This window comes from Pseudarthrobacter sp. LMD1-1-1.1, assembly GCF_040676255.1.
Classification (GTDB): Bacteria; Actinomycetota; Actinomycetes; order Actinomycetales; family Micrococcaceae; genus Arthrobacter.
Genome location: NZ_JBEGHP010000025.1, coordinates 135242 through 157355, shown reverse-complemented (window position 1 = coordinate 157355; position 22114 = coordinate 135242). Strand labels below are relative to the sequence as shown.

The window sequence follows — 22114 nt, the reverse complement described above, 5'->3', positions numbered from 1 at the left end:
GCCCGCCAAAGGGCCGAAGGTCCCGCCGGTGAAGATCGTGATGGTCAGGAGCGCTGAGACGTGACGCAGGAGTCAGGGTCCATTGTGGCCGGCTTTGACGGGTCGGATGAGGCTGCCGCCGCCGTCCGATGGGCGGCACGCTGCGCACACGCCACCGACTCCTCCCTCCATGTGGTGCACTGTTCGCTGTGGCCGCTGCTGACCCGGCACCTCGGTCCGGTCCCGGGCGTGTCGGGCAGCGGCCTGGAACAGTCGGCCAGGTCCATCCTTGAGGAGGGCGTGGCGGTGGCCACCGCGGAGGTACCCGGGCTTCAGGTCAGGAGCACCCTGCTGCACGGATTGCCCGCGCAGCTTCTGGCCGAAATTTCCGCAGGTGAACGGATGCTCGTGGTGGGCAGCCGCGGCCTGGGCGGCTTCCTGGGCCTCCTGGTGGGCTCCGTGAGCCTGGAACTGGCAGCCACCGCCACCTGCCCTGTTGCCGTGATCCGGCCGGAACTCCACCCGGACGGTCCGGTCGTCGCCGCCGTCGATGCCTCGGGTTCCCCGGCGGCACTGGATGGTGCATGCGCCCTGGCGTCGGCATGGCAGGCACCCCTCAAGGTGGTCCACGTCCGGCACGAGCCCGCAGGCTATCAACTGCCTGAAGGACGGGACGCCGCCGAAGCCCGGGAAGTCCTGGCGTCCGCACTGAACCGCGCAACGGCCAAAGCGCCCCTCGTGCGCGTGGATGGTGAAGTACTTGCGGACACGTCGGTCCCGCACGCCATCCTCAAAGCCGCCGGGGAAGCGCGGATGGTGGTGGTGGGGTCCCAGGGCCGGGGCATCCTCAGGGAGACCATCGGTTCAACCGCACACGCCGTTTTGCACCACGCCCGCGGACCTGTCCTCGTCTCACGGCACGGCGGCTGATGCAACGGACTGCGGGTGTCGACCCGGCTGCCGGCCGCAGTGCGGCCTAAGCTGGTCGGGTGACCCCTGTTCCCTCCCCCGGCCCGTTGGATGTCGTGGTCCATTCCGGCCCGGCGGACTGGTGGGTCATCCTGGCCGGCCTCGGACCCCTGGCAGTCCTCATCGCCGCGTTGCTGGCCTTTTACATCAACTGGCGCACGCTGAAGCAGCGCACGGCCGCCGACAAAACAGCGCTGGAGCAGAAGCGCGAGGCGGACGCCAACGCCCTTCAGCAGAAGACCGAGTCGGACAGCCGGGCCGAGTGGTGGCGACGGACCCAGTGGGCGCTGGACCGGGCACTCGACCCCGATGAAGGGACCAAGGCGCTGGGGCTGGCGACGCTGGAAGTCCTGGCCCGGAGCGAACTGGCCCGCAACGAGGAGCTCGAGCTGTTCGACATTGCTTGGAAGAGCGTGTCCGGAGACGAAAACGGCGACGACAACGGCGACGAGGCTGAGGCTGACGCCGGCTCCGGGCAGGAACCGGCGTTCGTGGACGGCCGCGGCAACTTAGGCGAGAATGGAACGACGGATGAAGACAGTACCAAGGAGGTTGGACCATGAGCGCCACGTCGCCTGAACACCGGTTTGTCCACGCTCCCCGGAACAGCGCTGCCAAGCCCGCCACGAAAAAGGCCTCCCCTGCCGAGCACCGTGTCCAGGTTGCCGCCGCACGGCTGCGCGTCACCCTGGATGAACGCCTGGGGCGCGAGACGCCCGCAAAGACCAAGGCACTCGCCAAGGAACCGATCTAACCCGCCTTCAGTGCGTGGGGGTCGACGACGCATGGCGGGGTTTGGTGGACAGTGGCTGCTGTAATTCTCGGCTGCGACGCCAACACACTGCGCCGCTGGAACTACCGTGCCGCCGTCGCGCAGGTATCCGGGTCCGGAATCTTCCTGGACCGCTGGCACACCGGCTTCCGTCCTGACGTCAGTCCGGGAACCGAGGCCTGGCTCCTCCTGGAGGGCAGCAATGACGCCGCGAGCGGCCTGATCGGCCACGGGTTCGTGACATCCGAGCCGTATCAGGCTGCCGCCGGTGTGGATGCCGTCCTCGATGGCTGGTCCTTCGCGCTCGCTTTGGATTCACTCCTGCCGCTCGGCGAGCAGATCCGTCCCGGCATCCTGGGCGGGGCCCTTCCCAATGACCTCCGTGCCAGGGTGAAGGGCCCGCCCCTGGTGACCCTGCCGCCGTCGTCCGTGCCTGTACTGCGCCGGCTGTGGCGGGACCACGGGCCATCCACGGCGGACCCTGCCGAGGTGGCGGGCGGGACCCTCCCGCCGGAGGCCGTCAGCACCATCCAGGTGAGCCGCTACGAGCGGGACCCCGATGCGCGCCGGGCCTGCCTGGCCTTCCATGGCACGTCGTGCGCCTCCTGCGGCTTCTCTTTCGAGTCCGCCTACAGCGGGGCGGGGACGGGGGTGATGGGCGTCCACCACCTGGCTCCCCCATCCATGCTTGACGGCCCTTATCAGCTTGACCCCGTTGCCGACCTCGTTCCGCTCTGCCACAACTGCCATGCCGTGGCGCACAGCACCAGTCCGCCCCTGACCGTAACCGAACTCCGGAGCATCATCTCCGCGGCCGGGCATGTGAAGGGTGAGGTGGTCACGGACGTGGCACTCCGGGCGCAGGAGGATGCGCGGCGGATCCTCGAGGGCGGCCAGATGTAGCGTTGCTGGACTATCTTGGGACCATGGCGGAGCCGGGCCGGAAAGAGTACGGGGTTGACCCCGAGGAGTTCGGTTCTGCCCAGGTAGATGCAGCGGCACTGCTGGATGCCGGGTTGGGCGACGTCGATTGGTCGGTCCCGCCACTGGGCGCCGTGCAGTTCACGATCGACGTTCCCAGCGGAAAGCTGGCCGCCATGGCCTTGGGAAATCCGGAAGATCCCTCCGTCGTACTAATACCCGGTGCCACGGGCTCGAAAGAGGATTTCTCGCTCATGATGCCGGACCTCACCGAAGCCGGCTACTACGCGCTGACCTACGACCTGGCGGGCCAATACCAGTCAGCCGGCGCCGGCCCCGAGAACCTGGTGCCGCCCCGGAAGCATTACGACTACCGGTTGTTCGTGGATGACTTCCTGGCCGTCCTGGAAACCACAACCACCCCGGCCCACATCGTGGCCTATTCCTTCGCGGGCATCATCGCCCAGCTTGCCTACGTGCAGCGGCCCGAACTGTTCCGGTCCATCACGTTCCTGGGGTGCCCGCCGGAACCGGGCCAGAGCTTCCGGGGCGTGAGCCGTATTGGCCGGTTCAGCACCTGGGTGAACGGTCGCGCCGGCGCTGCCCTGCTGATCTGGGGAATCCGGAGCGGCAGGGTGGCCCATGTACCGCCGGGACGGCAACGGTTCGTCAACTACCGCTTCCGCTTCACCCGCCGCGCCTCCGTCCGCGATATCTACACCCTGATGCAGAACGTCCCGGACCTTCGGGCCGCATTGGCGGAGGCGCCGCTTCCCAAGTTCGTGGCGGTGGGTGAACATGACCTGTGGCCGCTCCGGCTGCACCGGCTGTTCGCCCAGGCAATCCGGGCGCGGATAGGGGTGTACCGCGGTGGGCACAGTCCGTGCGAAACATCCCCGCACGAGTTCAGCCGCGATCTCCTGGCCCTGTACGCCAAGGACGGGGACGCGTAACGCGCTTCCGGGATGCCCGCTCCGGTGCCTCCTTCGGTGCTGCCAGGGCGAACCCTGCGGACAGGGCATCGGTACAGATCCACCTCACCACCGCTTCCCGGGACCACGGCACCAGGGCTAGGATTTTGCGGCACACTCCAATGCCTGGGTGTGAGTACGTGAAGAGGAGAAAACCGAGGTGGCGGGAGGCACAGGAATGAACGGCCCGCATTGGCGGCGGGTGCTGGCAGCACTGGGCAATGCCGATGCGAGGATTGCCTACGCTCAGATTGTGCTGGGTGCGGCGGCCAAGGACGTCCTGCCTGGGGTGAAGGAACAGCGGCGGGTGCGGGCGCTCGCAGCACTGACTGAGTCGGGGCTGGTGCAACAGCAGGCATCGGGTGGGCTGGTGGCAGTGGACTCGATTTTCCGCGACCTGCTGGCCCAGCAGCCGCGCCGGCAGCCGAGGACTGGGCTGGACAGGTTCATGCGGCTGGGGCGGATCGAGCGATACCCTGCGAACGTTGCCGAGCGGCGGGCCCTGCTGGCAAGGATCGCCAACGAGATCGTCGAACCTGGCGAAACGCTGACGGAGCGGCAAGTCAATGAGCGGCTGCTCAGCTATACCGACGACGTCGTCCTGCTGCGCCGCTACCTGGTCGACTTCGGCCTTTTGCAGCGCACGCGCACGGGCTCAACCTATTCATTGATGGAGTAGCCGGCGCCGTGCCCTTTGAAGCAGTGCAGTAGCTTGGAGCGCATGAGCGACTCGTCACGTGTGATGCCGGGAGGCACTATGAAGGGGGCCGTGGCTTTCGGCGCGGTCGCGCTGTTGTGCGTTGTGGCGGGCGGGTTGGTTGCGGCAGTCACCGGTCCGCTCCGTCTTGAGCATGGGTCGTGGGCCGCTGCGTACCTGGTGCTCGTCGGAGGAGTGGCACAGGGTGCTTTGGGCATTGCCCAGTACTTCCTGGCCCCGCAACGCTTTGTGGGGTGGAAAGCAGTTGCGGAGCTGGTGGCCTGGAACGGCGCCTCTGCGGCCGTCATTGGCGGGACATTGACCGGCAACCCGTGGGTTGTTGATGCCGGCGGGGCGCTGCTGGTTGTTTCGCTGGCATTGATGTTCCGGACCGTTCAGGGCCGGGGCCCAACGTCCGGTTGGTTTTCGTGGGGATACCGGGCCCTGCTGGTGGTGATCGCCGTCAGCATACCTATCGGGCTGGTGCTGGCTCACTTGCGCGCTCCGTGAACTCCCGTGCGGCAGGGCAAACCCGCCGCGCACGCCATCTCCCCTAAAATACTCACATGCCTACACTTGTTCACGAGTTTGCCTGGCCGGATCGGGTCGTCATCGGCACCGTCGGAGCTCCGGGTGCGCGCACGTTCTACTTGCAGGTACGCGCGGGGGCGCAGCTGGTGAGCATCGCCATGGAGAAGCAGCAATCTGCCCTGCTCGCCGAGAAGATCGATGAAATTCTCGACCAACTCATCACCCTCGAAGGGAACCCGTTCAGCGTCCCCACCGGCACGCCCATTGAGCTGGTCGACAACGATCCGCTTGAGGCTGTTGAGGAGCAGTTCCGGACCGGTGCCATGGGCCTGGGCTGGGACCCAGCGACGGCGCAGGTGGTGATTGAGGCCTATCCCCTCTCCGATGCCGATGTTGATCCAGACGACGAGTCCGTTGGCGAGGACGGGGCCGAGGCTCCCGAAATGCTGTTGGTGCGGATGCCAGTAGGGACAGCCCGCGCCTTCACCAAGCGCACACGTGAAGTGGTGGGCGCCGGGCGGCCCCTTTGCCCGCTCTGCGGAAACCCGATCGACGCCGACGGGCATGCCTGTACTCCTCCTGAGCTATGATTCCGGCGATCTGCCAGCCACAGGCTACGGCGACGCGGACTCGACGGCGTGCTCGAGTTTCTGGAGGTTAGCCGGGCCGGCTGCGATTTCTATGACGCCGCCGTCTGAGTCCAGGGTGAGGATCCGGAAGTCCAACGGCACGCCCTGTTGATTGTCGTGACGGTTAACTTTCCGCACCGGAACGCCTGATGTCCCCAGCCCGGTGAGAGCCTTGCTGCGGCCACTGGGGATCAGCGTGTCGTCGACGATGGGCTGGAAATCGATCCGCCTGGCTCCCGGCCTGGCAATCCCCATCTGCCAGATGCTGCTCAACGAGCCCGGCGATGAATCGGGGAATCGCAGGAAGACGACCAGGTCGCCGTGCTCATCAAGCTTCTCCGCCGTGGTCGGGAACCGCTTCGTCAGGAAGAACACGCCGCCACCGACCATCAGCGCGTAGAAGACGGCGTTCGCGATGGCGTCGTCGGGGCTTCCCCCGGCGATAAGTCCTGCTGCCAGAATGACGGCACAAGCGAGTGCGCCAACCAGAACGGCACGGAGCGCGGGATGCATCTCGCCCCACTTCCTCATGGCGCCATCCTAGGGGCAGAATCTTCCAGCAGCTACGGCTCCATCCTCACCCATCCCGGGAGCCGGGGGCCTTCCGGTCACCCGCTTTGAGGGCCGCCAGCCGGGCTTCCACTTCGGTCTGCTCTCCGAGGTCCTCCAGTGATGCGAACTGGGCCTCAAGGGAGGAGGATGCGAGTTCCTGCTGGCCGCGGACGGTGGCTTCCTGGCGCCGGACGTTGTCTTCGTAACGGCCGATCGCCGATGTCGGGTCTCCACCGCCCAGGGCTTTGAGGGCGTCGTTGACCTGGGACTGGGTGGCGGCGACCCGGGCACGGTTAACGAGTTCGTTGCGCTTTACGGTCAGTTCCCGGAGCTTGGCCCGCATCAGGTCCAGGCCGTTCTTCAGTTGGTCGACAGCCTGGTTCTGCGCGGCCAAGGTGGGCGCCTGGGACTTGGCCATTGATTCGGCGGTCATTTGCCGGCTGAGGGCGAGCCTGGCCAGGGCGTCAAACTTGTCGGCGTCCGCGTTGTTGCCGGCGGCACGGAACTCATCGGCCTTGCGTGAGGCGGCTACGGCCTTGCTGCCCCAGGTGTTCGCGTCGTTCACTGCCCGGGTGTAGTCGTCTTCGGCCATCCGGAGGTTGCCGATTGTCTGCGCCGCGGCGGCCTCGGCTTCGCGGATGTTCTCCGAGTAATCCCGGATCATCTGGTCCAACATCTTCTGCGGGTTTTCGGCTGAGTCCAGGAGGGTGTTCAGGTTGGCCTTGGCGAGCTGGGCAACGCGGGCGAAAATACTCTGCTTCACGGGGTCTTTCTATCGTTGATGGAATTCGCATCCTATCTGACCGCCGTCATCCAAAAACCAGTGGTAATGCCAGAGCCACTCTTGAGCGAACCTTGTGCCCATCGTGGGTTGCCGTTCAGTGACGGGTCCTATCGTTGAGGTCAAGATCCTGCCGCTGGGGCAGGGTCTGCACATCGAGCCAGGGCCGGCGGCCGGAGCATCCCGAGACCGGATGCAGCCCCCCCAATCCGCCGCCGGCCCCGTGCCCATGGCTGCGGATCGGCAGGCGTTCCCCGCGGGAGTTGCCTGGATGGGAACTGCGATCAGTCAGTGTCGTCCACGTCCGTGGCTTCCTCCTCCGAGTCTTCAAGCAGCCACGCCATTGCCTTGTCCCGAGACGTGAAATACCTGACCGGGAATCCCGTCGGTGCCAGGGGGAGGCGGAACATGCCGATGACGCGATCAACGGGAGAGGAACCCAGCAATGCCATACGCGAAATGCTGGCTGCGTCGGGAAAGACTTTTCGAGCGGCCGCAGAGTGGGTCACACCGTGGATTTCGACCAGCATCGGCAACCTGGTGCCCTGGGCCAAGGAGGAGATGGCCGCGAGGGCGGCGTTGGCCACGTCGATGCCTACGTAGGTTCCCTGCTTCCAGCTCAAGCGAAGGACTCCATCGGACAACTCCAGCGTCGCCTTGCCTTTGATGTCCACTGTGCTCATGTGTCCCCTGTCGTGGAAGTGCAGCGCAGCTCCTGACCGTAGCTGAACGGCGTCGCCTTTGCAGCAGAACGGACCCACACGCCGTGGGCTACTGAGCGACACCCCTTTCATCTGCTCACATAGCCTATGGGCAACGACTATCCGGGGGTAGTAGCGAAAACTTCCGGTGCAGTCCACTACCCGCTCAAATTGTCAGACCCTCCCTTCATCATTAGTACATGGGACGGGACGCGGTGGCAGAGGCATTTGAGGCGATCGACGCCGCCCTTGCCGTGGTCCGTGGCGAGGTAGCCAAAGCCGCATGCGGAGCGCCCGCAGCCAACGATCCCTTGGCCGCCGGCGCCGACGAATGCCTGGACATCCTGGCCGGACTGGCTCGGACCGAGGCCCGTGTCGCCGCACTGAAGGCCGAGGCTGTGGCCACGTTCGCGGAGTCAGCGCGGTCTATCGCTCCCCCGGACATCCCGGTGCAGGCGCAGGAAATGGCCATCGCCGCGGAGGTAGGCTGCCTCCTGGCCATCGGCGACCGTGCCGCCGGTGCACTTCTGGCACAGTCCTACGCGCTCACGACCTCGCTGCCCCGGACTATGGAAGCACTCAAGGCTGGAACTATGTCGTGGCAGCACGCCCGCGTCATGGTGGAGGAGGCCGCCACCCTCAACCCTGACGCCGCGACCGCGTTGGAGGCCCACTTCCTCGACCCGGACGCGCCGGACGCTGCCCGCGGTTGCCCCGCAGGGGAGATGCCCGCATACCGCCTCCGGCGCAAGGCCCGGGTCTGGCGCGAACGCAACCATCCGGACAGCATCGAAATACGGCACGCAAAGAGCGTGACGGAGAGGTGCCTCGAGTTCGCTCCGGAGCAGGACGGCATGGCACGCTTGTCCGCATACCTGCCGGCAGACAAGGCTACGGCCATCTGGAACCGCTACACCGCTATTGCCCGGGGCTTCCAGGGACCCAACGAGGAGCGCACCCTCACCCAACTTCGCGCGGATCTTTTCGCCGCTACGGCCCTCCGCGGGGGCAGCGGCTGCACCGGTTGCTGCGGCGGGTCCGCGGGAACTGACGACGCCGGTACCGCGTCGAAGGGGCTTGCTGACATCCCCGTTCCCCGCGCCGAAGTCCTGGTCACCGTCCCGGTATTTTCCCTCCTCGGTGCCACGGACGAACCAGCGATGCTGGACGGTTATGGCCCCATCCCGGCTGCCATGGCACGGGATCTCGTAGCCAACGGAGCTGCTTCGTTTTACCGCGTGCTTGTGGATCCCCGGGACGGCGCCCCGCTGGAAATAGGCCGCACCAGCTACCGGCTCACCAAGGCCATGCGGCGGTGGCTGCGTTTGCGGGACGGCAAGTGTCCCTTCCCCGGCTGCAACAACAGTTCTTTGGACAACGAAGCAGATCATCTGCTCGCCTGGCACCAGGGCGGGACCACTGGAATCAGCAACCTGGGACAGCCATGTCCCAAGCACCATCGGTTGCGGCACACCAGCCGGTGGCGGCCGACGGCGGCGTCAAAGAATGTGCCGCCCGGCTGGGTTTCGCCCTCCGGGCGCAATTACAAGAGTGAGCACCAGGACTGGGAGCCACCGAAGTTGCCTTCGCCGCCGCAGGCGCGCGCTGGCATCCTGGCTCAACCAGGCAGCAACTCAATGATGCCAGCGGGCAAAGGCACAGTGGACTACTTCCGCCTGCCGCGGTCCCTCGGAGAGGACTGCCTGGCTGCGTACCTCGCCGCGCGGTGAGCTCAACGTGTGCTGTCGGTTCGTGCCGCCCGGGAAGCGCAATGGACCCCGCGCAAAGCGTGCGGGGTCCATTGAAACCGGCTGTCACAGTACAGAATGTGCCGCCGGCCTGCGTATCGAAATAACCAGTTAGAAGTCCCAGTCCTCGTCTTCGGTGTTCACGGCCTTGCCGATCACGTAGGACGAGCCGGAGCCGGAGAAGAAGTCGTGGTTCTCGTCAGCGTTCGGGGACAGAGCCGAGAGGATGGCCGGGTTCACGTCGGTGACGGATGCCGGGAACATCGCCTCGTAGCCCAGGTTCATCAGGGCCTTGTTGGCATTGTAGTGCAGGAACTTCTTGACGTCCTCGGCCAGGCCCACGCCGTCGTACAGGTCGTGAGTGTACTGGACCTCGTTCTCGTACAGTTCGAAGAGCAGCTCGAACGTGTAGTCCTTGATTTCCTGGCGGCGTTCCTCGGACACGGTTTCCAGGGCGCGCTGGAACTTGTAGCCGATGTAGTAGCCGTGCACGGCTTCGTCGCGGATGATCAGGCGGATCAGGTCGGCCGTGTTCGTGAGCTTGGCGCGCGAGGACCAGTACATCGGCAGGTAGAAGCCCGAGTAGAACAGGAAGCTCTCCAGCAGGGTGGAGGCCACCTTCCGCTTCAGGGGGTCGTCGCCCTGGTAGTAGTCCATGACGATCTGGGCCTTCTTCTGAAGGTTCTCGTTCTCGGTGGACCAGCGGAACGCCTCGTCGATCTCCTTGGTGGAGGCGAGGGTGGAGAAGATCGAGGAGTAGCTCTTGGCGTGGACGGACTCCATGAACGCGATGTTCGTGTAGACGGCCTCTTCGTGCGGGGTCAGCGCATCCGGAATCAGGGAAACGGCGCCCACAGTGCCCTGGATGGTGTCCAGCAGGGTGAGCCCGGTGAACACGCGCATGGTGAGCTGCTGCTCGACCGGGGTCAGCGTGTTCCACGACTGGACGTCGTTGGACAGCGGCACTTTCTCCGGCAGCCAGAAGTTGTTCACCAGACGGTTCCAGACATCCACGTCCTTGTCGTCCTGGATCCGGTTCCAGTTGATGGCCTCGACGTGGCTCAGCAGCTTGACCTTTTCGCTCATCATTTCCTCGCCTTATATTTTCCGACAGAACCAGTACACCTGGGCCTGGAGTTGGGGGCCGGGCCGCAGGCCTCAGCCCCCAACCCACTTACACGCGCTGACTTATCGTCCCGCCAGGATTTCGCTTCGCCGCTGCATCGGTGACGAATTGTCCCGACGCCGCCGACCGGTTCACGGTCTTGGCATTAGACGTTCCGCTGCCTACGCGCTCGGTTGTCGTCTTCGACGGCCACCGAGCGGCTGCTGCATTACTGACGAAGCGGCCGCTACCGGCGCTTCTGTTTACAGTCCTACCCATAATTATCACCTCCTCCGAGGCAATTACGCCCCGGAGGAGGACCGCCTGGCGGCGGTGCAAAACTCATGTAAACTCAACAGTCCAAGGTGCAACTTTGGAGCCGTCTCGTTTTCCGGGACATATGAGGAGTCATGTTCGAGCATGGCTCCTCATAGCTTTTAAACCTTACCTACGACGGCGGGCGGGCACCCGCCGTCGTACTCAACCTTTGGTCTCGCCAGGCTCGACCAGCGGGGCTACAGCATGCAGGAGACGCAGCCCTCGACCTCGGTCCCTTCCAGCGCGAGCTGGCGGAGACGGATGTAGTAGATGGTCTTGATCCCCTTCTTCCAGGCGTAGATCTGGGCCTTGTTGATGTCGCGCGTGGTGGCGGTGTCCTTGAAGAACAGCGTCAGTGACAGGCCCTGGTCCACGTGCTGGGTGGCGGCAGCGTAGGTGTCGATGACCTTCTCGTAGCCGATTTCGTACGCGTCCTGGTAGTACTCCAGGTTGTCGTTGGTGAGGTACGGTGCCGGGTAGTAAACGCGGCCCAGCTTGCCTTCCTTGCGGATCTCGATCTTGGACGCCACCGGGTGGATCGAGGAGGTGGAGTTGTTGATGTAGGAGATCGAACCGGTGGGCGGAACAGCCTGCAGGTTCTGGTTGTAGATGCCGTGCTCCATGACGGAGGCCTTCAGCGCCAGCCAGTCCGCCTGCGTGGGGATGTGCACGTCCCTGAAGAGCTCGCGGACCTTCGCGGTCTGCGGCACCCACTCCTGCTCCGTGTACTTGTCGAAGAACTCGCCGGAGGCGTACTTGGACTTCTCGAAGCCGCCGAACGTCTGGCCGGTTTCGATGGCCAGCAGGTTGGAGGCGCGGACGGCGTGGTACACCACCGAGTAGAAGTAGATGTTGGTGAAGTCCAGGCCCTCTTCGGAACCGTAGTGGACCCGCTCACGGGCCAGGTAGCCGTGCAGGTTCATCTGGCCCAGGCCAATGGCGTGGCTCTGGTCGTTACCCTTGGCGATGGACGGCACCGAGGTGATGTTGGACATGTCGGACACTGCGGACAGGGACCGGATGGCCGTCTCGATGGTCAGGCCGAAGTCCGGCGAGTCCATGGTCTTGGCGATGTTCAGCGAGCCCAGGTTGCAGGAGATGTCCTTGCCGGTCTCGTCGTAGGACAGGTCATCGTTGTACGTGGTGGGCTGGGAAACCTGGAGGATTTCCGAGCACAGGTTGGACATGATGATCTTGCCGTCGATCGGGTTGGCCCGGTTCACGGTGTCCTCGAACATGATGTACGGGTAGCCGGATTCGAACTGGATCTCGGCGAGGGTCTGGAAGAACTCCCGCGCCTTGATCTTGGTCTTCTTGATCCGGGAATCGTCCACCATCTCGTAGTACTTCTCGGTGACCGAGACGTCGGAGAAGGGCATGCCGTAGACGCGCTCCACGTCGTAGGGCGAGAACAGGTACATGTCCTCGTCCTTCTTGGCCAGCTCGAACGTGATGTCCGGGATGACGACGCCCAGCGAGAGGGTCTTGATGCGGATCTTCTCGTCCGCGTTCTCGCGCTTGGTGTCCAGGAAGCGGTAGATGTCCGGGTGGTGCGCGTGCAGGTACACGGCGCCGGCACCCTGGCGGGCACCGAGCTGGTTGGCGTAGGAGAAGCTGTCTTCGAGGAGCTTCATCACGGGGATGACGCCGGAGGACTGGTTCTCGATCTGCTTGATGGGCGCACCCACCTCGCGGATGTTGGTCAGTGCGAACGCCACGCCGCCACCGCGCTTGGACAGCTGCAGTGCGGAATTGATGGAGCGGCCGATCGACTCCATGTTGTCTTCGATGCGGAGCAGGAAGCAGGAGACCAGCTCGCCGCGCTGCTTCTTGCCTGCGTTGAGGAAGGTGGGGGTGGCCGGCTGGAAGCGGCCGTCGATGATCTCATCCACCATCTGCAGGGCGAGCTGCTCGTTGCCGCGCGCCAGGTGCAGGGCCACCATGCAGACGCGGTCTTCGTAGCGTTCCAGGAAGCGCTTGCCGTCGAACGTCTTCAGCGTGTAGGAGGTGTAGAACTTGAAGGCGCCCAGGAAGGTCTCGAAGCGGAACTTCTTCTTGTAGGCACGGTTGAACAGGTCACGGATGAAGTTCATCGTGTACTGGTCCAGCGTCTCGCGCTCGTAGTACTGGTTCTTCACCAGGTAGTCGAGTTTCTCTTCCAGGTCGTGGAAGAACACCGTGTTGTTGTTAACGTGCTGCAGGAAGTACTGGTGGGCGGCCTCACGGTCGGCGTCGAACTGGATTTCGCCGTTCGGGCCGTAGAGGTTCAGCATGGCGTTCAGCTCGTGGTAACCCAAGCCCTTGTAGGCGGCGGGCATCTCAGGCTTCTGGGCCCTGGTTACTTCTGTGTCTGCGACAGTCGTGTCCAAAACGTGTCCAATCCTTGGTTGACCCGGGTGACGTCTTCCGGCGTTCCCATAAGTTCGAATCGATAAAGGTGGGGTACCTGGCATTTGGAGGCAATGATGTCCGCGGCCATGCAGTAGTTTTCCCCGAAGTTTGTGTTGCCGGCGCCGATGACGCCGCGGAGCAGTTGCCTGTTCTGCGGGTTGTTCAGGAACCGGATGACCTGCTTGGGAACGGACCCCTCTCCCCCGGTGCCGCCGTAGGTTGGCACAACCAGCACGAACGGCCGGGTGGCGAGGAGGGGTGCGTCCTTTGCATACAACGGGATCCGGGCCACCTTCCGGCCAAGCTTCGCGACGAAGCGGCTGGTGTTCTCGGATGCCGAGGAAAAGTAGATGAGCGGGCTGTCCGTGACGACCTGCTCCGGTTGGTGGTGCGAAGTGGCCGGCGGGGACACCTCCACGCGCTGAGCCGCGTGGTGTTGCGAAGCGCTTCGCTGTGCTGTTGGTGCTGCCATGGGAGTCACCTCAGCTGGTTGATGGTTGCCGGCAGGAAAAGCTGTGGCTCCTAGGCCACGGAGGAAACGGCTGACAGCGCGAGTTCCTCGATCTTGTCCGGGCGGAAGCCGGACCAGTGGTCCTGGTCGGTGACCACAACGGGAGCCTGCATGTAGCCCAATGCCTTCAGGCGCTCGAGTGCCTCGGCGTCCTGGGAGATGTCAACGCTCTGGTAGGTGATGCCCTTCTTGTCGAGCGCGCGGTAAGTGGCGTTGCACTGAACACAAGCAGGCTTCGTGTAAACCGTTACGGTCATTGTCCCTGTCCCCTTAGTTGAACTCTTCTGCTGGGTCGGTGTCCCCGTCCAGCTGTATGTAGATACTACATGTAGTGCAGACGCCTCTTTGGAACCCCAAGATGATGTATTACAAGTATGTCATTTAATGCACCGTTAATCCACAGGCAGGGACTGGAAAAATGCCCGGGATCCCGGGATTTTTGCGGTCTGGGTCCACACCCTGTGGATGGGGTTGAACACATATGCACAGTCCGCGTGTCGTGATTCCCGGCGTGTCGCCCGGCCGTCCGGCCACAAGGAAAAAGGTCCCTGACCACTACATGTAGTGGTCAGGGACCCTTGGGACCTGCAGCACCCCCGAAGGACGCTGAACCGGCAGCCCTTCCGCCTAAGGCCTGGCTGGATTGAGCCGGGCGATGGCGGTGGACAACACAGTGGCGAAGCCGCACCATGCCGCATACGGAGCCAGCGATGCTCCGGCAACCCGGTTCAGCCGGTACGTCCTGCGCACCAGGTCTGCGCTGCTGGCCGCCAGTACCGCCGCCTCGGCAGCGGCCAGCCACGGCCGGCGGGAGCGCCAGAAGAACCAGCTCCATGAAGCGTTGAGCACCAGGTTGGCGGCCAGTGCACCCCGGTAGGCGCGCAGTTCCCGGCTGTGGTCCTTCCTGACCGGACCCGGAGTGTCAGCAGCCCTGTCCAGCTCCACCGCATTGTCGAGTGCGGCGGCGGACGTCACGGCAAGGTCCGCATACAGGGCCGTCCACACCACGGGAAAAGCAATCGCGGGCGGCTGCCAGTCCGGCTTGCGCAGCTTCAGGTACCAACTGCTCCGGGGGTCCGTCGCAACACCGCCCGCGGCGGCGGTGGCCACCGTCGCCGCGGTGGTCCATGCGAGCGTCTTCAGTTTCATGCGTCCTCCTGTCCCCGCTGGGTACACACGGTGAAACCTACAGCTGTGCCTCCCGGCGGTCCAGCACAATCTGCTGTACATCCAGGTATCCGGACTGGAACCCGGCGCGCGAGTAGCAGAGGTAGAACAGCCACATCCGCTGGAACACGGCGTCGAAGCCCAGCTCCCCTACCTCGCGGGAACGGGCAAGGAACCGTTCCTCCCACAGCCGCAGGGTGGCGGCGTAGTGGTCGCCCATGCCCATGCGTTCCCGCACCCGCAGGGTGGTGTGCTGCTGCGTCACGCCCTCGATGGCCCGGACGGACGGCAGGAAGCCGCCGGGGAAGATGTACTTGTGCACCCAGGTGTAGGCGTTGCGGGTGGCCAGCATGCGCCCGTGCGGCATGGTGATCGCCTGGATGGCCACCTTTCCACCCGGGGCCAGGACGCGGTCGATCGTCTGGAAATAAATGGGCCAGTACTCATACCCCACGGCCTCGATCATCTCGACGGACACCACGGCGTCGTACTCCCCTTCCACGGCGCGGTAGTCCTGCAGGGCCACCGTCACGCGGTCCGCGAAGCCGGCCTCCGCAATGCGTTCCTGCGCCAGCGCCTGCTGCTCACTGGACAGCGTGACGCTGTAGACGGTGGCGCCGCGGGCAGCGGCACGCAGGGCAAGCTCACCCCAGCCGGTGCCGATTTCCAGCAAGCGGGTACCCTCGCCCACGCCGGCCTTGTCCAGCAGCCGGTCGATCTTGGCCTGCTGGGCCTCCGCCAGGGAATCCCATGCCACCGAGGACAGCGGCCCGGCCCCGCCGGGAAACAGCGCCGACGAGTAGCTCATGGTGGTGTCCAGGAAGTTGGAGAACAGGTCGTTGGACAGGTCGTAGTGCCGCGAAATGTTGCTGCGGGTGTTTTGTTCGGCGTTGCGTTCCTGGCGCGGCGTCCGCGGCAGGTACAGCGAGCGCAGCTTCTGCAGCGGCATGGGGATCAGCGTGTCCACCGAGGCCGCGAAGACTTCGAGCACCGCGGCCAGGTCGGATGCCTCCCAGTCACCGGCCATGAAGGATTCGCCCAGCCCGATCAGCCCGTTGTCGCCGATCCGCGCCTCGAATGCTGCGGGCCGCAGCATGGTCATCACGGGGGCGTCCGGTCCGCCCATCCCCAGGACCGAACCGTCAGGGTATTCAACGCGCAGCGGAAGCCGCTTGACTGCACCCCTGAACATCAGGCCCGCGGCCTTCCCTGCAACATCGGCCTTGAGGCCCGACGGCGGCTGGGCAACACCGGGCCACAGGGCAGGATCGATGGTGGCGGGCGCAGCGGGGACCCCGCCGGCGGTCCAGGCTGCGGGCGGGTGGGTGGCGGCCGGCCCGTGGGTCTTGTTGTGGACGGAAGCTGAAGCAGTTCCGTTGTCGTCAGTCATTGTCATTGAACTGCCTCCTGTGAGGGGTGATGTGGTCTGGCAACGACGGGCAGGCGTCTTGCCCAGAGTTTAATGCCCTGGACCCGGATCAGGGCGGATACCAGCAGCGGCGCGGCAGGCACCGTCAAAGCCGCCGCAAGGATGTTGGAATTGGTGGCTGGCCTGCGGCGGCCGTCCATGGTGGCCACGAAGGGGCGCTGCCCTTCACGCTCCAGCACAATGGACAACGCAAGCCTGTCCCCGGGCGCGGGGAGCTTCATCCGGTACTGCCCGTCGACGTCGTTGAAAGGTGAAACGTAGAAGGCTTTCGGCACCGAGCCGCGGCCGCCGGGATCGGTGTGCAGCAAATAGCAGTGCCGCTCGCCATAGGTGTTGTGGACCTCGGCCACCACGCACTGCAGTTCCCCGGTGGAGCGGTAGCACCAGAACAGCGTGAGCGGATTGAAGACGTAGCCAAAAACCCTGGCACTGGTCAGCATGTGGATAGCGCCGCCGTCGGGCTCTATTCCCTGGGTGCGCAGGTACCGCTCCACGTTGGAGCGGATGTCCGCGTCCGGATCGCCCAGGTGGTCTCCGGCGCGGAACACCGCGAGTGGCCGGAGCAGCCCGGGCAGGCGGGGAAGGTTGTCGACGTCCACGAACCAGCTGTAGCTCCGGTAGGTGAAAGCATTCTTCAACGGGGTGCGCCGCACATGGGAAATGGACGTGCGGTAGATCGAGGCCTCCATGGTCATACAGGTTCTGCGGACAGCAGTTCCCGCTCCCCCTCGCCGGTGGAGTCCGTGGAATCGTCGGCCCGGGCCACCGGCCAGGTGCGGCCCAGCTTCTCCGCGGCGCGTACCCCGGAGAGGGCTCCGTCCTCGTGGAAGCCCCAGCCAAGGTACGCCCCGGCATAAGCGATCCTGCCGTCGCCCAGCGCCGCGATGGCCTGCTGGGCTTTCAGGGATTCCGGAGTGTACTGCGGGTGTTCGTACACCATCCGTTCCAGCACGGCGTCGTCGGAGATCAGCTCCGACTCGCCCAGGCTCACCAGGTAGGGGCGGCCGTCCGCGGGCTCAAGCCGCTGCAGCCGGGTGAGGTCGTAGCTCACCAGCACCTTGTCCGGCCGGGCGTCGCAGGCCGGGAGCCGGTAGTTCCAGGACGCCTTGGCGTTGTCCGCCGCGGGCAGGACCGCCGGGTCCTGGTGGAACACGGTGTGGTTCACGGAATAGGGCATGCCGGCGAGCGCCTCCTTTTCCTCCGGCGTGGCGTCGGCCAGGAAGCCGAGTGCCTGGGCGGGATGGGTGGCGATCACGACGGCGTCAAAGCCTTCCAGCCCGCCGGCCGTTGCCAGCTCCACGCCCTCGGGCAGGCGCCGGATGGCGGTCACGGGAGTGTTGAGGCGCACGTCGGGGAGCGTGGCGGCAAGCTTTTCGACGTACCGTGCCGAGCCGCCGGTCACGGTGCGCCACTGAGGCGAGCCCTTGACGCCCAGCATGCCGTGGTGGCCAAGGAACGTGAAGAGGTACCGCGCCGGATAGGCCAGGGCGGTGGTGGGATCGCAGGACCAGACGGCGCTGACCACCGGGGTCATGAAGTGGGAAATGAAGTAGCTGCTGAACTTTTCCCGCGCCAGGAATTCCCCCAGCGTCAGTTCGGGCACGTCGACTTCGTCGCTGACGGCCGACGGCGGCGCCGTCCTGAGCAGTGCCCTCGCCTTCCGGTAAAAGCGGGTGACCTCCAGCAGCATCAGCAGGTAACGGCCGCGCAGCAGGCTGGAGGGCTTGGCGATGATTCCGCGCGCGCCGTCGCGGGCGCCGGCGTATTCCAGTCCGCAGCCGTCGCAGCGGATGGACATGCTCATCTCGGAGTCCTGGGTTTCGACGCCAAGTTCCGCGAAGAGCCGGAGCAGGGTGGGATAGGTCCGTTCGTTGTGCACGATGAACCCGGTGTCCACGCCGATGACGCTTCCGTCGGCCTGGGGCATGTCGTGGGTGTGGGCATGGCCGCCCAGCCGCGAATCGGCCTCAAACAGGGTGACGTCGTCCTGCCTGTTCAGTACGTAGGCGGCGGTCAATCCGGCCACCCCGCTGCCGATCACGGCTACGCGCCGCCGGCCGCCTGCACTTACTGCTGGGTCAAGTGACACTTCAGGCTCCTCTGCTGAACATTGCCGCTGTGCTGGTTATACAGACGGCTATTCGGCGCGGTCGCGGCGGCGGATGGGTGCAGTACTGTGAACTGGTGGTAAACCCCGTACACCTGAAGACCTTACTGGAGGTCACGCGGCTGGGATCGTTCGCTGCGGCAGCCGCAACACTCGGCTACACGGCCTCCGCCGTCTCGCAGCAGATGTCAGCATTGGAGCGGGAAACGGGAGTCACCCTCTTCCAGCGGTCGGCGCGCGCCGTGATCCCTACGGAAGCCGCCGTCGTCATGACACGGCACGCCGCCAAAGTGCTCACGGACATCGAAGCACTGATGGCCGCCGCCTCACGGACGCAGGACACCGGCAGCCAGGAACTGCGGCTGGGGATCTTTCCCAGCCTGGCAACGTACGTCCTGCCGCGGATCCTCAAGAATCCCGCGTGGAAGAAGCTGGGAATCGACCTGCGGGTATCCGTCGCAGAACCGGGCCAGACCATCCAGGGGCTGCGCACCGGAGGCGACCTGGACCTGGCCGTGGTGTTCCAGGTGGGCCAGACCGGCTTCGCGTGGCCCAACACGATCAACCGGCAGTGGATCGGCGACGATGATTTCCGGGTGGTGCTTCCCGCCGGCTGGGGCTTCCGGGCCGATGCGAAGGTCGCGGCCGACCACCTCTCCGAGATGCCCTGGATCATGCACCATCCCGGCACCAGTGACGCCATGGTCATTGAGCGCCTCTTCGCCGGCTGCAACCTGCACCCGCGGGTGGTGGCGCACAGCGATGACTTCCATGCCAGCCTGGAGATGGCGGCTGCCGGCCTGGGCGCTGCCCTGGTTCCGGAACTGGCGCTGCGGAACAAGCCCGCAGGCGTGGTGGTGCTGGACGTCCCCGAAATCCGGCTGGCACGGAACGTCTTTGCGCTGCTGATCAATGACCGGAAAACGGCCCGGGTGCAGCTTTTCGTTGACCTGCTGGCCGAAACGCTCGCGGGGATGCGCACCGCGGTGAATTAGCCCGGAACGCTGGAATGGTCTGCCCTTCGGGTCTATGTTGAGAATATGAACAAGGTAGCGAGCCAGCACTTTGGGGAGATTGAGCTCAACCACGGCATGGATCACCTCTTCGCCGCCAAACATGAGCTGCGCGGCCATCCGCTGGAACTCGACCTGAACATCAACGCCCACGACCACTTCGATGAAGCCGCACTGCGCAAGGTGGAATACCGGCTCCGCTTCCTGCCCGAACTGGTGGACGAGGTCCGCGAAATGATCGCCGAGGAGCTGGAGCAGGAGGGCACCAGTCCACAGGAATACCTGCACTTCCACTGCAACGCGCTCAAGGACGAGCAGCTGCACAAGGTATTCGGCGTCCAGGACCGGAGCCAGCTCACCAATGAGGTGTTCCTCAAAGCCCTGAAACTCGGGCATGTTGCCATCTACCCGGGCCAGCCGGAACGCTATTTCGTCCTGGATTTCACCCTCGGCGAGCACTTCACCGATGAGGTCCTGGTGGCATCCGCTGACCAGGACGGCGTGGTGGACGACGAAATCGTCTGGGAGTCCTGAACGGGGCTTTTGGCACTGGCCGTTCCCCGGGCCCGGTTCCACCATGAACCCATGAAGGATGCCAGAGCCCGGACCTGGCGGCTTTCGGCCATACTGTTGCTCGCCGGTGTCGCCGTTTCAATTATCGCCGGCGTGTTCCACGCCGAATCCCACGACGCGAACGACCACGTTGCCTCATTCACCGCCTACGCCGAAAGCGGCGTGTGGACCGCTGTCCATCTGGGCCAGTTCATAGGCATGGCCTTGGTGTGCGCCGGCCTGGTTGCCCTCTGGCCCGCCGTCGACATCCAGCGGCACGCCGTGTCCTGGACTGCCCGCTTCGGTGTCCTCTCCGCAGCTGCCGCCCTGGCGCTCTATGCAGCCCTGCAGGCGGTGGACGGCGTGGCACTGAAGCAGGCGGTGGATGCCTGGGCCGCCGCGCCCGAGCCGGAGAAAGCGGCACGGTTCGCCACGGCAGAGGGCATCCGGTGGCTGGAATGGGGAATGCGCAGCTACCAGAACTTCCTGCTGGGCACCGCGCTGGTGCTTCTGGGTGTTGTTGTCGCAGCGGCCCGCGACGTTTCCCGCATCATCGGCTACCTCATGGCGCTGTCTGGTCTGGCCTATCTGGTCCAGGGATGGATCATCGGGGCCTCGGGATTCTCCGCGGCGAACACGCTGCCCACCTTGGTGGGCATCGTGGCGATCCTCGCATGGACCGTGTGGCTGCTGGTGAGCGCCCTGAGGATGAAAGAGGCGGCGCCGGCAGGCCACATGGGGTGACCTGCCGGCGTGCGGCCCGTCTCGGTCAGCGTGCCGTTTCCAGCAGTCCTGCCCGGACGGCTTGCGTGGCCTTGACCAGGTTCCGCAGGGATTCCTCAGTTTCGGCGTGGCCGCGGGTCTTCAGGCCGCAGTCAGGGTTGACCCAGAGCTGGCGGGACGGTACATGCCGGACGGCGGTGCTGAGCAGCTCAGTGACTTCCTGCTCGCCGGGAACGCGCGGGGAGTGGATGTCGTAGACGCCGCGGCCAAAGCCGCGTGGCCTCAAGGTCGTGGACAACCTCCATGCGGGAACGGGCGGCCTCGATGGAGGTGCGCCGGGCCGGCGTTCAGCTGGCCAGCTGGGGCCGGGCAACGGCAGCCCGGGCGTGGCTGCTGCGGTTGTGGCGTGGCAGGGCGAGCTTGTCCAGGACTTCCAGCGCGCTTTGGTGCTCGTTGAAGGTGTAGAGGTGGAGACCGGGAGCTCCGGCATCGAGGGCGGCATTGGCGAGGTCGACGGTGGCGTCTACGCCGATGTGGAGCCTATCAATGTCGTTGTCCGCAGCCGCGAGGCGTTCCATCAGCCTGGGTGCCGGTTCCACTCCCGCCAGTTCCCCCAGCCGGTTAAGGCGGCGGAGGCTGGTGAACGGCATGACGCCGGGGATGATGGGAATGCTCACGCCGGCACGGCGGGCACGGGTGAGCAGGTTCTCGTACTGTGCGGCTTCGAAGAACACCTGGGTGATGGCGAAGTCGGCGCCGGAACGCTGCTTGGCGAGCAGCACTTCGACGTCGTGGTCCTCGCTGGGTGATTCCGGGTGGCGGGTGGGATAGGCGGCCACGCCAACAGCGATCTTCCCGGCACAGAGCAAGGCCGAACGTCGCTGCTCCACCCGGCGGATGAGGTCGATCAGGTTCTGGGCGTACCGCAGGGACCCGGCCGCCGGCTGGGCGCCGTCCTGGGGGAGGTCGCCGCGCAGGGCGAGGATGCCACGCACCCCGATGTCCAGCAGGTCGCCAATGACCGCAGCAAGTTCCTGGGGGGTGTTGCCCACGCAGGTCAGGTGGGCCAGTGGCCGCAGCGTGGTTTCGACCAGGAGCCGGTTGATGAGCTCGAGGGCGGTGTCCCGGTTTGATCCGCTGGCGCCGTACGTCACGGAGACGTAGTCAGGCTCAGTGGTCTCCAGCTCACGGATGGTGGTCCAGAGGGTCTCCGCAGCCGCGGGCGAACGCGGGGGGAACAACTCGTAGGAGAGCGCCACCGGGGCGGTCTCGGATAGTTGGGGATGTGCGTCAATAAGGCCTGGTGGTGACATTTGCATCCTTGGCTTTTGGGCCATTGGGGCTGCCTGCCTGAGGAGGCGGACAACCGGCAATGAATTTGAGTTTGGGGAACACGGAGGGACTCCACGAGGACGTAGCCGCGACTGCTACGCCTGGAATGAAGTAGTCCGTGAGCAAATGTCAGGCCCACATGGGGGCACCCACACCCTCCGGAAGGGAGGATCGCTGACACGTTACCGCGGTAACTTGTATAAGACTCTAGGGGT

24 protein-coding genes and 1 pseudogene are annotated in these 22114 nt (G+C 65.2%); 12 read left to right on the top strand and 13 right to left on the bottom strand.

The genetic code is table 11. From position 1 onward, the window contains the following. The first annotated feature begins 60 nt into the window (after positions 1-60). The 8 genes from MRBLMD1_RS19455 (at position 61) to MRBLMD1_RS19420 (ending at position 5430) form a co-directional block, all read left to right on the top strand. On the top strand, positions 61-909 hold the full coding sequence (locus tag MRBLMD1_RS19455) for a universal stress protein (RefSeq protein WP_364402725.1): 849 nt from the start codon (positions 61-63) through the stop codon (positions 907-909). A gap of 59 nt (positions 910-968) precedes the next feature. Then, positions 969-1511: a hypothetical protein gene (locus MRBLMD1_RS19450; protein ID WP_275180222.1), complete on the top strand. Its 543-nt coding sequence runs from the start codon at positions 969-971 to the stop codon at positions 1509-1511. Next, positions 1508-1702 carry a hypothetical protein gene (locus MRBLMD1_RS19445; RefSeq protein WP_159631839.1) on the top strand — a complete coding sequence of 65 codons (195 nt, stop codon included), beginning with the start codon at positions 1508-1510 and terminating at the stop codon, positions 1700-1702. The genes MRBLMD1_RS19450 and MRBLMD1_RS19445 overlap by 4 nt, the downstream gene beginning before the upstream one ends. A gap of 51 nt (positions 1703-1753) precedes the next feature. Continuing rightward, entirely contained in the window at positions 1754-2623 is an 870-nt protein-coding gene (locus MRBLMD1_RS19440; RefSeq protein WP_364402721.1) for an HNH endonuclease, read from the top strand. A gap of 23 nt (positions 2624-2646) precedes the next feature. Next, the gene (locus tag MRBLMD1_RS19435; RefSeq protein WP_159631837.1) at positions 2647-3594 is read left to right on the top strand and encodes an alpha/beta fold hydrolase; all 948 of its coding nucleotides are present in this window, start codon (positions 2647-2649) and stop codon (positions 3592-3594) included. Positions 3595-3790: 196 nt separating this feature from the next. Next, positions 3791-4291: a DUF2087 domain-containing protein gene (locus MRBLMD1_RS19430; RefSeq protein WP_364402718.1), complete on the top strand. Its 501-nt coding sequence runs from the start codon at positions 3791-3793 to the stop codon at positions 4289-4291. A gap of 42 nt (positions 4292-4333) precedes the next feature. Then, positions 4334-4819, top strand: a complete 486-nt coding sequence (locus tag MRBLMD1_RS19425; RefSeq protein ID WP_224026214.1) for a hypothetical protein — start codon at positions 4334-4336, stop codon at positions 4817-4819. Between the two features lie 56 nt (positions 4820-4875). Beyond that, the gene (locus MRBLMD1_RS19420; RefSeq protein ID WP_159631835.1) at positions 4876-5430 is read left to right on the top strand and encodes a DUF3090 domain-containing protein; all 555 of its coding nucleotides are present in this window, start codon (positions 4876-4878) and stop codon (positions 5428-5430) included. 24 nt (positions 5431-5454) lie between these two features. Here MRBLMD1_RS19420 and MRBLMD1_RS19415 read toward each other — a convergent pair whose 3' ends face one another. From MRBLMD1_RS19415 to MRBLMD1_RS19405, 3 genes are all read right to left on the bottom strand, one after another. Then, positions 5455-6000, bottom strand: a complete 546-nt coding sequence (locus MRBLMD1_RS19415; protein ID WP_364402715.1) for a hypothetical protein — start codon at positions 5998-6000, stop codon at positions 5455-5457. Between the two features lie 46 nt (positions 6001-6046). Next, positions 6047-6784: a PspA/IM30 family protein gene (locus MRBLMD1_RS19410; protein WP_159631833.1), complete on the bottom strand. Its 738-nt coding sequence runs from the start codon at positions 6782-6784 to the stop codon at positions 6047-6049. 302 nt (positions 6785-7086) lie between these two features. Then, positions 7087-7485: an STAS/SEC14 domain-containing protein gene (locus MRBLMD1_RS19405; protein ID WP_364402712.1), complete on the bottom strand. Its 399-nt coding sequence runs from the start codon at positions 7483-7485 to the stop codon at positions 7087-7089. Positions 7486-7703: 218 nt separating this feature from the next. On the opposite strand from MRBLMD1_RS19405, the gene MRBLMD1_RS19400 reads away from it, so the two are divergent. Further along, positions 7704-9233, top strand: a complete 1530-nt coding sequence (locus MRBLMD1_RS19400; protein ID WP_159631831.1) for an HNH endonuclease signature motif containing protein — start codon at positions 7704-7706, stop codon at positions 9231-9233. A 129-nt stretch (positions 9234-9362) separates the two neighbouring features. Here the strand turns inward: MRBLMD1_RS19400 and nrdF are convergent, their stop codons facing one another. From nrdF to MRBLMD1_RS19360, 8 genes are all read right to left on the bottom strand, one after another. After that, complete coding sequence (nrdF, locus tag MRBLMD1_RS19395) at positions 9363-10337, bottom strand: class 1b ribonucleoside-diphosphate reductase subunit beta (RefSeq protein WP_159635439.1); 975 nt, start codon at positions 10335-10337, stop codon at positions 9363-9365. A gap of 534 nt (positions 10338-10871) precedes the next feature. Beyond that, positions 10872-12992: a class 1b ribonucleoside-diphosphate reductase subunit alpha gene (gene nrdE, locus MRBLMD1_RS19390; protein WP_364402965.1), complete on the bottom strand. Its 2121-nt coding sequence runs from the start codon at positions 12990-12992 to the stop codon at positions 10872-10874. Between the two features lie 20 nt (positions 12993-13012). Next, entirely contained in the window at positions 13013-13483 is a 471-nt protein-coding gene (gene nrdI, locus MRBLMD1_RS19385; protein ID WP_364402962.1) for a class Ib ribonucleoside-diphosphate reductase assembly flavoprotein NrdI, read from the bottom strand. Positions 13484-13587: 104 nt separating this feature from the next. Further along, positions 13588-13833, bottom strand: a complete 246-nt coding sequence (gene nrdH / locus MRBLMD1_RS19380; RefSeq protein WP_013601222.1) for a glutaredoxin-like protein NrdH — start codon at positions 13831-13833, stop codon at positions 13588-13590. Positions 13834-14203: 370 nt separating this feature from the next. Continuing rightward, positions 14204-14725: a TspO/MBR family protein gene (locus tag MRBLMD1_RS19375; RefSeq protein WP_224026276.1), complete on the bottom strand. Its 522-nt coding sequence runs from the start codon at positions 14723-14725 to the stop codon at positions 14204-14206. Between the two features lie 37 nt (positions 14726-14762). Next, on the bottom strand, positions 14763-16139 hold the full coding sequence (locus MRBLMD1_RS19370; protein WP_364402707.1) for a class I SAM-dependent methyltransferase: 1377 nt from the start codon (positions 16137-16139) through the stop codon (positions 14763-14765). Then, positions 16136-16867 (bottom strand): DUF1365 domain-containing protein, encoded by a 732-nt coding sequence (locus tag MRBLMD1_RS19365; RefSeq protein WP_364402705.1) that lies wholly within the window; start codon positions 16865-16867, stop codon positions 16136-16138. Before MRBLMD1_RS19365 ends, MRBLMD1_RS19370 begins: the two co-directional genes overlap by 4 nt. After that, positions 16864-18261: an NAD(P)/FAD-dependent oxidoreductase gene (locus MRBLMD1_RS19360; RefSeq protein ID WP_224026279.1), complete on the bottom strand. Its 1398-nt coding sequence runs from the start codon at positions 18259-18261 to the stop codon at positions 16864-16866. The genes MRBLMD1_RS19365 and MRBLMD1_RS19360 overlap by 4 nt, the downstream gene beginning before the upstream one ends. A gap of 95 nt (positions 18262-18356) precedes the next feature. Here MRBLMD1_RS19360 and MRBLMD1_RS19355 point away from each other — a divergent pair, with 95 nt between their 5' ends. Genes MRBLMD1_RS19355 through MRBLMD1_RS19345 form a run of 3 tightly spaced genes read left to right on the top strand, consistent with a single transcriptional unit; the run spans position 18357 to position 20588 of the window. Continuing rightward, positions 18357-19274: a LysR family transcriptional regulator gene (locus MRBLMD1_RS19355; protein WP_224026280.1), complete on the top strand. Its 918-nt coding sequence runs from the start codon at positions 18357-18359 to the stop codon at positions 19272-19274. A 45-nt stretch (positions 19275-19319) separates the two neighbouring features. Continuing rightward, on the top strand, positions 19320-19826 hold the full coding sequence (locus MRBLMD1_RS19350) for a DUF2004 domain-containing protein (RefSeq protein ID WP_159631825.1): 507 nt from the start codon (positions 19320-19322) through the stop codon (positions 19824-19826). Positions 19827-19877: 51 nt separating this feature from the next. Next, on the top strand, positions 19878-20588 hold the full coding sequence (locus MRBLMD1_RS19345; protein ID WP_364402700.1) for a DUF4386 family protein: 711 nt from the start codon (positions 19878-19880) through the stop codon (positions 20586-20588). A gap of 25 nt (positions 20589-20613) precedes the next feature. Here MRBLMD1_RS19345 and MRBLMD1_RS19340 read toward each other — a convergent pair. Together MRBLMD1_RS19340 and MRBLMD1_RS19335 are read right to left on the bottom strand one after the other, a co-directional pair. Beyond that, positions 20614-20899: pseudogene (locus tag MRBLMD1_RS19340) on the bottom strand (5-methyltetrahydropteroyltriglutamate--homocysteine S-methyltransferase); the annotation flags it as partial. A gap of 15 nt (positions 20900-20914) precedes the next feature. Beyond that, positions 20915-21880 carry a methylenetetrahydrofolate reductase gene (locus MRBLMD1_RS19335; protein WP_159631824.1) on the bottom strand — a complete coding sequence of 322 codons (966 nt, stop codon included), beginning with the start codon at positions 21878-21880 and terminating at the stop codon, positions 20915-20917. Positions 21881-22114 lie beyond the last annotated feature (234 nt).